Annotated in this window: 9 protein-coding genes; 1 reads left to right on the top strand and 8 read right to left on the bottom strand. The window is 38.8% G+C overall.

Annotation, left to right across the window (positions count from 1 at the left end; genetic code table 11):
* Positions 1-175: 175 nt before the first annotated feature.
* The 7 genes from AC1TO9_RS21840 to AC1TO9_RS21810 all read right to left on the bottom strand — a co-directional run bounded on the left by AC1TO9_RS21840 (position 176) and on the right by AC1TO9_RS21810 (position 8,752).
* The gene (locus tag AC1TO9_RS21840) at positions 176-736 is read right to left on the bottom strand and encodes a hypothetical protein (protein ID WP_482054323.1); all 561 of its coding nucleotides are present in this window, start codon (positions 734-736) and stop codon (positions 176-178) included.
* A gap of 192 nt (positions 737-928) precedes the next feature.
* A complete protein-coding gene (locus AC1TO9_RS21835) occupies positions 929-2,515 on the bottom strand; it encodes a glycoside hydrolase family 43 protein (protein ID WP_482060500.1) in 1,587 nt (528 codons plus the stop codon).
* 17 nt (positions 2,516-2,532) lie between these two features.
* The gene (locus AC1TO9_RS21830; protein WP_482060506.1) at positions 2,533-3,489 is read right to left on the bottom strand and encodes a pectinesterase family protein; all 957 of its coding nucleotides are present in this window, start codon (positions 3,487-3,489) and stop codon (positions 2,533-2,535) included.
* A gap of 57 nt (positions 3,490-3,546) precedes the next feature.
* Positions 3,547-4,908 carry a glycoside hydrolase family 28 protein gene (locus AC1TO9_RS21825; RefSeq protein WP_482060499.1) on the bottom strand — a complete coding sequence of 454 codons (1,362 nt, stop codon included), beginning with the start codon at positions 4,906-4,908 and terminating at the stop codon, positions 3,547-3,549.
* A 30-nt stretch (positions 4,909-4,938) separates the two neighbouring features.
* Positions 4,939-6,051 (bottom strand): glycoside hydrolase family 88/105 protein, encoded by a 1,113-nt coding sequence (locus AC1TO9_RS21820; RefSeq protein ID WP_482060498.1) that lies wholly within the window; start codon positions 6,049-6,051, stop codon positions 4,939-4,941.
* 177 nt (positions 6,052-6,228) lie between these two features.
* Positions 6,229-7,752 carry an extracellular solute-binding protein gene (locus AC1TO9_RS21815; RefSeq protein WP_482060497.1) on the bottom strand — a complete coding sequence of 508 codons (1,524 nt, stop codon included), beginning with the start codon at positions 7,750-7,752 and terminating at the stop codon, positions 6,229-6,231.
* Positions 7,753-7,786: 34 nt separating this feature from the next.
* The gene (locus AC1TO9_RS21810) at positions 7,787-8,752 is read right to left on the bottom strand and encodes an ABC transporter permease (RefSeq protein ID WP_482054328.1); all 966 of its coding nucleotides are present in this window, start codon (positions 8,750-8,752) and stop codon (positions 7,787-7,789) included.
* Positions 8,753-9,055: 303 nt separating this feature from the next.
* Between AC1TO9_RS21810 and AC1TO9_RS21805 the strand changes: the two genes are divergently transcribed.
* Positions 9,056-9,955: a carbohydrate ABC transporter permease gene (locus tag AC1TO9_RS21805; RefSeq protein ID WP_482060496.1), complete on the top strand. Its 900-nt coding sequence runs from the start codon at positions 9,056-9,058 to the stop codon at positions 9,953-9,955.
* A 106-nt stretch (positions 9,956-10,061) separates the two neighbouring features.
* On the opposite strand, the gene AC1TO9_RS21800 is transcribed toward AC1TO9_RS21805, so the two are convergent.
* On the bottom strand, positions 10,062-12,305 hold the full coding sequence (locus AC1TO9_RS21800; protein ID WP_482060495.1) for an AraC family transcriptional regulator: 2,244 nt from the start codon (positions 12,303-12,305) through the stop codon (positions 10,062-10,064).
* Positions 12,306-12,321: the final 16 nt, after the last annotated feature.

Here is a 12,321-nt window from a genome sequence, read left to right as displayed (position 1 = left end):
TTCATTAAATGTCATGTTGTCTCCTTAATTATAAATACATTTCTTTTTAACATCGTTACTTTATGTCATAACATATAAGTATAACACAAATAAGCGCACAAATAGAAGCGAGAATTTACCCGCTTCTATTTTGATGGTAGCTTACTGTAGATGATTCATTATCGTTGCTCTCCAATTAATCATCCAATTCCACGGTTAGGATTTGTCCATCGGTATCTACGTCCCATTCGATTTCAACACCTTTGTTTAGTCCAAGTTTATCCTCATCGTCAATGACAACATCACTTGGGATAGTCAAAGTTTGTTGTCCTCCTCGTTCCACTTGAACGGTGACCTGATGTCCAGAAACTTCTAGGATGACTCCCTCATATTCAAGTTGCCGCATGATAACCTTCCGATTCAAATCAGAAATTGTTATTCGCTTACCACCATCCGAAAGCAATTCTACCATCTTACGATAGTCATTCTTTATCACTTCATCTTTGATTACTTTTTTGATTGTCACACCAGCGGGAATTCCCTCTGTATCCGATACAGTTGCATCTGTTTGTGGATTTAATTGTTTTGTTGTGTCATTCATGTCCGATACTGTAGCTGGTGGGGTTTTTACTAATGGAGTTGATCCTTGTGATTCAGGTTGTGCCTTAGAACAACCACTTAGTAGAGTGAATATACAGATGAGTAGAAGAAATGTCGATAGAATACGACGCCGAATGCTCTCTTTATTACGTATCATCTTGTTGCCCCCTTAGGATTAACTTATATTCGAATGTTACACCATGAACATAGTTTTCACTTCTTATTTTACTATTATGCACAAAAGATCGTATAAGTTGAACAATAGCTAAAAACCCGGGTGTCATTCCCTTTCAAGGAATAACACTCGGGTTCGTTTTCTTGTATAGGTTGCATAAGCGCTCTCGTAAATTTATTCTTGAGAGGTTCCATCATCGTTTCCTTGATAACGGAAGTGAACGAAATCAGCGTAACTCCCTTGAAACTGTTGCATATCGTGGGCTGCAATACCAACAAAATTTCCAGTAAATCCACCTGATAAGAAACTGATGTTTTGCTTCTCTAATAGTGGTACCCATGCCGATTCATTCCCAATATGGTAATAGAATTGACCTTCTGTCTCATTCACATCAACAGCTAAATGGATAGGAAGATTATCTTCAATCACTATCGCTTCAGGAACTAATGTAAACGAATTTTCCTCACATCTCATCATCCTTAATACTTTTCCTTGTCCCTCTTCATGACTGACATACGCATATAGATAATTCTCATCATTAAGATATAGTAACAACCCTGCCATTTGCAAATAAATTTCAGGATCATACTCTAGAGCCGTATCAACTCGAAAACGTTTATCCGTTTGCCGTATTGCAATTATATGGTGTTGGAAGAGACTTTGAATAGATTCTCCAGCCGTCAATCGAAGATAACCGGGACGCTTTGTAAATGAGCACCAACTGTCGTCTGCTAGTATCCGCAACGTATTCCATGTTTTCTTTAATTGTGGACCCTCGAAGGAATCTTCAAATAGATGACGTGGTTGTTGTACTTTCACGGATATCCCTTTAGGTGCTGGAACATGGACTTGTGGCGTATTACCACCTGCAGTTAATCGCAACCAACCTTCTTCATCCCAATACACTTGCTGTAAAGCGGACTCCCGTCCTAGTATGGCATACTTCCCATCAATGGGACGAGTACATAAATGCGCCATATACCATTCCCCATCTGGCGTCTGCACGAGACTGCCATGCCCTGCACATTGCAGCTCCAACTCAGGCAGGCCGCTAGAAGTAAGCATTGGATTCAATGGGTCAACTTCATAGGGTCCTAATAGTTCCTTAGAGCGTGCTACAGTAACTGCATGATCTGAGCCTGTCCCACCTTCTGCTGTAATAAGATAATAGTAACCATTTTGTTTATAAATGTGGGGTGCTTCTGTTTTCTTTAGTGGCGTACAATCAAATAGTTTAACAGGATCGCCAATCACTCGTTGTTGTTTACTATCATATTCTTGCATAACAATACCACTGGATTTATTTCCTTCTGTAATACGATAATCCCACAGCGCATTCAACAACCACTTACGTCCATCATCATCGTGGAATAATGAAGGGTCGAATCCACTACTATTGAGGTAGATCGGTTCTGACCATGGTCCTTCAATCGATTTTGCAGTGATGAGATAATTATGAGCGTCCTTGAATGGGCGCTTAGTGCTCTTCACGTCCGTATATACTAGATGAAATAGGTTATCGTGGTAACTGAGTTGCGGCGCCCAAATACTACAATTTTTCGCATTTCCCTTTAGATCAACTTGATCCGTCAGAATGTCCGTACAATGCTCCCAATGAGCTAAGTCCTTCGATTCATACACCCTTACTCCTGGAAGCCATTCAAACGAAGATACTAGAATATAGTAAGTATCCTTGACTCTTATAATATACGGATCTGGATTAAATCCTCTTAATATCGGGTTTTCAATCATGTTAGTCATAGCTCTCACCAATCCTTTCACTTATTTGCCAAACTCGAATTAGCAAAAATATACTCCTTACTTAATTCTAATTCTACTGTTTCAAAACAATCTGCCCATGGCACTCGTGCCACACGCAATGCACTAATGTTCTTCACACCATATTCCTCATAACAGACCGTTTCCTCATTAGCGCTATTACCCCAATGATCCCATCCAAGTGGATGAATGTGTTCGCCCATCTGACAATTCACAAATGCAGTCTTGGCATATTCACGCCAAGGACGTCCCAGAAATACCGGAGAAATATCAGGTTCTGCTGTTAAGAAACATTGATTGAAAATATAACCGTGTGTAACTCCCTTGGGTGTAGATGCCGCTGTAATATAACCCGCTTCATTCTCACAATGCCGTAAACTACGAATTTCACATCGTTCAAAATACGCTGTTGCTCCACCAAATATAAAATCTACGGTTCCCTCAATATAGCAATTCTGATATAGCTGGCGATAGTGGGTATGATGTTCCCGTATAGGAACTCCACCAAACTCTAGCCGCTCTCTGGGTGCGGGGGGCAATGGACCTGTAAATAATGTATCTTGATATCCTTTTAAGTTACAATTTCTAAAAATCGTTTCATCACAATGAGCGTAGACTGCAATAGCCTGACCAATATCTTTCCCTTGCCCTGCTGAATTCACAATGGTGAGGTTATCCAAGACAAGATGACTTCCTCCCAAAAATAAGGTTGGGGTTGCAAAGGTTTCTATTTCTGCCCCTGTCTCGTCCCGTTCTTTCGCATATCGATTCATCCGAATCTCCACATGCCCAACACCTATTATGGTAAGATGCGAACGATATATTCGCACCTGTTCTTCATAGACACCAGACAAAATAACTAACGTTTCCGCTTCAGTTGAAGATAGCTGCTCTAGCGAATCAACTGCTGCTTGTATCATATGAAAATCACAAAAGGGTTCTTTTCCTACTAGTATCATAGTTGGTTTTATATTCCCTTCATTATTAATTAATCAATACCCATGATCTACCCCTTACTCAGGAACATTTTGCTCAGAAGGTGATACCGTAACTTGTTCTACAAGCTTTTCTGGCTTACTTGTATTCCTCGAATGACAATTGATAATTTCAACATCTTCACCATTTTCAATGTAAAAAGCAGGTCCTTCATGGTTCTCGATCGTCACCTGATGAAATTGAATATCCCGGACATTACCCAAATAAAAACCACGGTTATTCATATCCTTCAGACCTGTCATCATATCCGGTTGACCTGGAGTACCATTGACCGCCATTGAAATGTCAACGTTAGTAAACGTAACTTCTGAAACATATTGCTCAGCGAGCCCATATATGAACCCTGCAGAAGCCTGAACATTACGCGCAGTAATGTTAGCGAAATGGATGCGTCTGAAACTTGGTGTCTCCACCGTAATCGGATACGGGTTCTTATCCCATACATACTTCTCTTTCCCACGCGGTCCACAGAAATAATACAAGTTCATCGTAAATGGACATAGTACTTCTTCCATCACAATATTACTAATACGCACATCCTCAACGGTTCCCCCGCGTCCTCGTCTTGATTTCATACGAATACCACGATCGGTTTGTTTGAAAATACAGTTGCTAATCGTCACATTACGAATATCCCCGCTCATCTCACTTCCAAGTACGACAGCTCCATGTCCATGAACCATGGTACAGTTCGTAATCGTAATATTCTCACAAGGAATTCGTTCTTCTGTATCTTCCGTTCCTGCCTTTATAGCGATGCAATCATCACCCACATCAATATTGCAGTTGCTAATACGAACATTAGAACAGGACTCTGGATCGATACCGTCTGTATTCGGTGAATCAGCTGGATTAAGAATAGACACATTATCAACCGTAACATCATAACAAGCGATCGGATTCACGGTCCAGCTCGGGGAATTCTTAAGTGTTACATCTTTGATTGTCACCCGCTGACAACGATCGAAGCTGATTAGCTTCGGTCTTGGATATTGTAGGTTCTGCCGATTATTACGGAATAAATCCCACCATGCTTGACCATTTCCCTCTATAGTTCCACTTCCTGTAATGGATACATTATACAAATCTTCGCCATACACACATGAAGCATAGACCTCTTGCTTCACACCTTCCCATCTGGATACAACGACAGGATAATCCTCTGGATTCGTGCTGAATGATAGTACAGCGCCTGGACTTAGATTCAATTCAATATTACTTTTCATAATAATTGCTCCGGTTAGGTAAGTTCCTGCGGGAATATGAACCGTTCCTCCACCTGCGTTGCTTGCCGCTTCAATTGCAGACGCAATAGCCTCCGTTGCAAGCGTCCCACTATCCCTAAACGCTCCGTAGTCTACGATATTATACATATCCATCCGCCTCTCACCCATTGTTTATATTCTTTTCTATCGTCTTAATTGTTCATACTCACCGCAAGCTTGCAGGAATGCACCTAATCCCTTTTGATCGTTAGTAACGATAGGTTCACTAATATAATACTCAAAGCTACCGTCACGCTTCTCACCTACACCTAAGCCAGCAACTTCACAGTTTTTATTGAGATTTACCCATCCTTCTTTGGTTTCAAGTACAAACTCTGTGATCAATCCATTAAAAGCTAAGTCCAATGTTTCATCCCAACTCGTATTCAATACCCCTAATCGAATCCCTTTAGCCATTGCATAGGTAATCATGCTGGAAGCAGATGCCTCTAGATAATTCCCTTTGCGATCCCCAAGATTGACCACTTGATACCAGACCCCAGATTCGGCATCCTGAACCTTCTTCAAAGCGTTTAAAGTATCGTTTAGAATACGCACGAGTTCTTGATAATCTGCATGTTCAGTCGGTAATATCTCCAATACGTCCACTAACGCCATGAGATACCAACCTAATGAACGCCCCCAAAAGTTAGAGGATAGTCCCGTATCGGGATCACACCACAGTTGAACACGTTGTTCATCCCAAGCATGGTATAGCAGACCTGTACTGGAATCCTTCGTATGCTTCTCGCACAGAATAAATTGTTTCGTCACATCGTCTAATCCTTGTCCATCTTCGAACGTCAACAAATATTCCAGATAGAAAGGTGCTCCCATATAAAGACCATCTAACCAAATTTGATACGGATATATTTCCTTATGCCAAAACGCACCTTCCGATGTACGCGGATGTGTGTTTAATTGTCCTCTTAATAAAATCGCAGCTTGTTTGTACTTCTCTTGCTTCGTTTCTTTATATAGAAGGAATAATAATTTCCCATTATTGATGTGGTCGATATTGTACTCGTCAAGACGATAACCTTGAATGCTCCCGTCTTCTTGAATGAAATAGTCCATATTATCTTGAATGAATTGCAAATATTTACGATCTCTCGTTTGCTTGAACAGCAACTCGAATCCTTTTAGAATCACACCATAATCATATGACCATTTACCCTTTTTCCCTTTGTCTTCGTATAGTTTCGGTGTACGTTCCATGATGGAATCGGCTGTTTGGATCGCCCATTGTTTATTCATGTAAATCCCCTCCAACATATATTTTTATCATTTACACAATCCTTTTCATCCAACAATCAATAAATATGGTTCTAGCATAATCTCGCCATGTTCTTCATAAATTCACCTTTAAGTTGTTTTCGCTAACTAATTGTTAAAAGTGATCCCACCTTAAGGTGGGATCAGCTTAATAACTATTTACTTTTGTGTTTTTTTATAAGCTTCTTCGTATTCAGCCGTAATCGCTGATCCACCATTTTTCTTCCACGATTCTACTGCCTTTTTAAAGTCATCTTCATTAGCTTGGCCCATGATGTATTTGAAAGTTGCATCTATAACGATTTTTTCTAATTCAGAACCCTTTTCATTTGCTGTAGCTGAATCCAATGGAACTGTAGGGTCAAACACAGCATAAGCATCATTTTCTCTGATCAATTCATTCGATAATTGTTTCTCAGCGTTATCAGCCTTCAAAGTAATTGCGATTTCACTAGGTCTGCTACTTGAGAATGGTTGCACATCGGCTTGCCATTTATCTTTATCAATAACTTTGTAAGCTCCATCTGCATCGAACTCATAGTGAGTTCCTTCAATACCGCCAGTCATTAACATAAATGCTTCTTCATCAATCAAATCATTTACGAATTGAAGCAATCTCTTTAATTCATCTTCTGTTTTGACATCTGATTTAGGGAATGCCAACAAACCACCTACTCCGCTTCCCTCTGACCAAATACGATATACACCGTCTCCATTGGAGATTTTATTAACTGGTACTAATTTCATTTCGCTCTGCAATCCTAGTGCTAGGTTTTGCAAACCACCAATACCAACCATCCCAGTATAAATTCCTGATTTTCCTTGTGCAAATTGTGCTTCTTGGTCCGTTTTAGCAGTTACCGCGAAATCTTGAGCCAAATATTTATTCTCATATAACTTCTTCGAGAAGTTAAGAGTTTCTAAATATTGTGGTGTATCGAATTCAGGAGTGAACTTACCACTCTCATCTACCGCCCAACCATTCGGCGTTCCGAAATAGGAACTTAGTGTTTTAAAGCTACCGTACCTTAAATCAGATCTGTCACCAAAACCTATCGTATCATCCTTACCATTACCATCTGGATCATCTTCTGTAAACGCTCTTGCAATTTCGTATACCTCATCCAAAGTTGTTGGTATAGGTAGTCCTAATTTATCAAGCCAATCTTGACGGAAAATTAACCCACCACGCGCCAAGTTCTTTTGGAAAGGAACCCCATAAAGTTTGCCCTCGATCGATGCTGCATTTCTTACTTCTGGTGATATTTTCTTTAAATTCTCATAATCATCAATATAACTGTTTACATCCCAGAACAATCCTGACTTTAAAGAACTTCTAACTGATGAATTCGTCAACATTGTTAGAGTAACGATATCTGCTAACTGACCCGAAGCAAGAGAAGTCGTTATCCGTTCCTCTTTAGATGCATCCGGAACCCAATTAAAGGTAATTTTAGTATTCGTATATTCCTCAATCTTGCTCTTAATTACTTCCGTTGGAGGTGATGCCGTATGCAGAATATTTAACCAAGTAAATTCAAGTGGCTTTTCGGTTTCTACACTGGCAGTAGTACCACCACTGTTATTACTTTGTACTGTATTCCCCTTATCTGCCCCACATGCTGCCAGAATTGAACCCATTAAAGAAAGGACAAGTACCGTACTCATTAATTTCTTTTTCATTGTAATGCTCCTTCTCTATTTTCTATTGTCTGTCTTAATACACGCCATCTTCCCCTATTTTCCTAGCAAATTTATTAGCTGCTACGACTAATACTAATCCAACCACCCCTTTAAACAGCCCCATTGTCGTACTGAAACTTAACTGACCATTTTTTAAACCTGCTGTGTAAATATAAGTATCAAATATTTCAGCAACTTCGCGGTTTAATGAATTTAAGAGCAAGAACATATGCTCAAAACCAAGATCTAGTGTGCTACCAATTTTCAATATTAACAACGTAATGATGACTGGGCGAATTGCTGGTAGTGTTACGTGCCACATTTTTCTTAAGCGTCCTGCACCATCCATACCCGCTGCTTCATAAAGCGTTGGATCTACTGTAGTGACAGCAGCTAGATAAATAATGGTTGACCACCCAAGTTCCTTCCAAATGATTTGTCCGATATACATCGTCCTTAGCCACTCTGGTGAAGTTAAGAAGCCTATCTTTTCTCCTCCCAAAGAAGCTATCAATTCATTGACTACCCCACCGTCTAATGATAGGAACACATAAGTGATGGAAACGATGATAACCCATGACATAAAGTGTGGAATGTAAATAATCGTTTGAATCATATTTTTGAAGAAACGATTTGTTACCTCATTTAACATTAACGCCACAATAATAGGTAATGGGAAGAAAAATAGTATATTCATTCCAAAGAGTATCAATGTGTTACGTAACAACATAAAAAAGGTTGGTTCCGTAAACAATCGAATGAAATGCTTAAACCCTACCCACTCGCTTCCTGTGATCCCTAGATATGGTTGATAGTCTTGAAACGAAATGACCAATCCCGCCATTGGCAAATACTTAAATATAATGAAGTACACTAGCCCGGGAAGTATCATAAGATACAGCAATTTATATTTCATTAAATTTGCAATAGCTGTTGCTATTTTCCCCTTTTCCAATTTCTCTAAATTTATATTGGTTGCGGTTACAGTAGAACTCTTCACTTCTCATCCTCCTCTATCTAATCGTTGTTTGCTTTCGTTGTTTGCCTGTTCAGCTTAAATAATTTATCGCATTACGTATATAATCATTTAATGACAGCGATTACATTCCCTTATAAACACTAGGATTTTTAATTATTCAACTCATTTAATGACCATTCAACAAGGAAATGATTACTCATAGACTTCAAGATACTTCCATCCATTCTATAAATATAAGATGAATAAGACATGGCCGGATTATTCACGGAATGCGACTCTCTTGTTACAATTTAAGTGCAACATCAATTAAGAGGAGGAACATACATGATACAGAGAACACGTATAGAGAGTACAATTAACAAAGAGTCCCTTGGCAGCGGTCTTTTCGCAATAGCAAATAACCTTATATTGCTACTACTTGCTCTCGCCTGTCTATTGCCGTTTATTAATATTATTGCTAGTTCTTTTTCTTCCACACAAGAAATGATCGAGAGAAAGTTCATGCTGTTTCCAAGAACATTTTCACTGGATGCTTATAAGTACATCCTGTCAACATCAACGATCTTTAAAGGACTTGCAGTTTCGATTGGCACTACCGCAGTTGGAACAATCGTAAGTATGGCCCTGACGTCCACGATGGCCTATGGATTATCAAGAAAGTACCTTCCAGGTAGAGTTACCATCAACTTTATAGTCGTATTCTCTTTATTGTTCAGCGGTGGGATGATACCTACTTTCTTAGTTGTAAAGAGTGTCGGACTTATCAATTCCTATTGGGCACTGATTCTACCTGTTGCTATTAACGCCTTCAACATGATTATTATGCGGAACTTCTTCCAAGCTCTTCCGGAAGAATTAGAAGAATCAGCTAAGATTGACGGTTGTAATGATTTAGGTATCTTCTTTAAAATCATGCTTCCGCTCGCGCTACCATCCATAGCAACCATCTCTCTCTTTTACGCAGTCGCTTACTGGAATACGTATACGCAAGCGATTCTCTATCTTACAGACTCAGCCAAATGGACGATTCAAGTATTACTTCGTCAAATCGTTATCGTCTCCAGTGGGATGCAAGCTGAAGGAACTTCAGTGGATATCATTCCACCCGCACAAACGGTCAAAATGGCTGTTATCGTAGTTGCCACAGTTCCAATGCTCATATGCTATCCTTTCGTGCAGAAACACTTCAATAAGGGTGCATTGATGGGAGCGGTAAAGGGATAATATTCAGCTCGTATATATAAACAGGGACTGTCTCTCTAGCCATATGAATGGCTGATGAGACAGTCCCTGTTTGCGTGGTTAGAAGTTTCAATTGAACCTCTACTCCTTAATCGTTTTCATGCATCTTACGATAAATACCAGGTGTTACATGTTGTTCCTTCCGGAACGAACGAATAAAGTTTTGCGGATTATTATATTGTAATCTTTCAGCTATTTCCTTAACCGTCATATCAGTCTCTGTTAACCACTTCTTCGCTATTTCTATTCGATAGTTCTTCAGATACTCACTAAACACAGTTCCATATTCCTTTTTAAATATTCTACTTAAATAATTGGGGCTATAGTGTAGACGTTCTCCGATGATTTCCAAAGTCAATTCTTGATCATATTCAGTATTAACGATAGCGATAATCTGTTCGGAGACACCTCGGAATTGATTATTTGTTTTCTCCCGCATGCTATTCACCATTGGGTAGATAACTTGATCCACCAACATGCGTTCTACCTCTTCTGGATTACGGATATCCAACAATGTGTGATACAGTTTATGATTATCTTGCGTTAGCAGTACATTTATTCCTAATTGCTGCTCTAATTGAATCAGATTATTTACTAGTCGTACTAACATCACTTCAAAATTCATTGAATTCTTATTCTTCCCCATCATCTCTGCTAAGAAAGGATATAAATGCTGACTGACCTGTTCCTTGTCTCCTATACGAATAGCATCAAACAATTGTGATTCTAGTTCCATAGGATAATGAAGTAGTACTGGTCCAGAGACTACATTAGAAATATCTTCATAGAAGATAATAGATTCTTTCCCTAAATTCAAACGTTGATGTAAGGCTTGCTTGCTCATTTCTGCCGCTTTTTTACTCTCCATTAAATTCTCATATGGGGTACTGATTCCGATACTGATCGATAAATGCAAATAATCACTAACAGCCCTTAGAAGTGCTTTGGAGTAATCTAGTATTTGCTTGCTCATCTCTTGGTCATTCTTTCCTGTAAACACCAATATGGTCGCTTGAGTATTGTCATTTAGAATAACAGGAAGCATCCGTTGTTGCTTCGGAACAACATCTTCTACAATTTTATTAATTGCTAGTAACAATACATCCTTGTCAGAAGCCTCTTGGTCACCGAAATTATCCAATTGAATCAGCATCGTGACATACAATTGATTCTCTGTTTTCTCATATCCGAAACGTTGCAATTTGCGCACTATTTCCTCTGGAGATATCCGATTTCGGAATAGGTTTAGAATCATTTGTGTTTCAAGTTGTGGCATTTCAGCCTGAATTAAGTTTTCCAGAGATTCTTTCTCTGTTAGAATCATATCAATCGAATCCATAATCCATTCAATTTCATTTTTAGAATTAGACTGTGGAACTTTAGGTAGACTACGTTTAATCTGTAAGATAGGCTTCGTAAAGAATACGGATATCATATAAGCAACCACCACAATGAATATCGTTAACACTAGTCCCATCGTGGACAACCCATATTTGGTTATCATCAACGATTTAGCAATTTCCTTCTGATCTAATATAGTAAGATAGATCCAATTATTATAATTAGATTTAGCATAAATAAATTGAACAGATTGATGATTTATATTTTCCTGTGTTACCATTCCTGTATCATTCTCTGATCCAATAGCGTTTGAGATTTGTTGCAGCTGTTTGTCGGTGAACATTTCTTTATCCGGATCCGATTCGTACATCAAATCGCCTTGTTTGTTCAGAATAAAGACTGTCGTATTTTCTTCTGTTTTGATAGTACGATCCAATGTTTGTAGCGAGATATCGGACAGTGCAATGGCTTGTTTATTCTTAGAAAATACAGGTAAGGTATTCACAAATCGTATACCTTTATCTGTCTTGATCCAGAATAATCCTTGGTCTTTATTCACGACATAGGCATCAACCAACTTCTCTCGTTCACTTTCCGTTAAGTAGGACAGACTTCCATCAGCGATTTGCCAGTTCTGCACTAGACTGATCAGGGAATACTCTGTCCCTTCTAATGCCATCGAGGCAATATAATTAAGCTGTGAATTCACATCTCGATAAGCTATGAAATCTTGTTCTGTTATAGGATTATTAACTACGTCTTGAAATGAACTGGTAGTACTATACGTGTTGAAGGCATATTCAATTCTTTGAATTTTATTTTCCATATTATTTTTTATTTGTTCAATATAACTTTGTTTGCTGCTAGAGAATCTCTCAATAACTGAATTTATTGTACTCAAGTAGATGTAACTTCCAAAACTAGCAACCAATCCTACCGCCAAGACTAAAATGGGAATAAAGATTCTATAGAACATTTTTCCTTTTCTCATGTTGCAGCCCCTTTAA

It is taken from the genome of Paenibacillus sp. Y916 (assembly GCF_056786435.1).
This window is presented reverse-complemented; position numbering and strand designations above follow the sequence as displayed.

Bases quoted from the DNA above. Each gene is read 5' to 3' on its own strand.
- AC1TO9_RS21820 (WP_482060498.1), bottom strand. From the start codon at position 6,051: ATGAATAAACAATGGGCGATCCAAACAGCCGATTCCATCATGGAACGT.
- AC1TO9_RS21840 (WP_482054323.1), bottom strand. From the start codon at position 736: ATGATACGTAATAAAGAGAGCATTCGGCGTCGTATTCTATCGACATTT.
- AC1TO9_RS21815 (WP_482060497.1), bottom strand. From the start codon at position 7,752: ATGAAAAAGAAATTAATGAGTACGGTACTTGTCCTTTCTTTAATGGGT.
- AC1TO9_RS21835 (WP_482060500.1), bottom strand. From the start codon at position 2,515: ATGACTAACATGATTGAAAACCCGATATTAAGAGGATTTAATCCAGAT.
- AC1TO9_RS21800 (WP_482060495.1), bottom strand. From the start codon at position 12,305: ATGAGAAAAGGAAAAATGTTCTATAGAATCTTTATTCCCATTTTAGTC.
- AC1TO9_RS21825 (WP_482060499.1), bottom strand. From the start codon at position 4,908: ATGGATATGTATAATATCGTAGACTACGGAGCGTTTAGGGATAGTGGG.
- AC1TO9_RS21805 (WP_482060496.1), top strand. From the start codon at position 9,056: ATGATACAGAGAACACGTATAGAGAGTACAATTAACAAAGAGTCCCTT.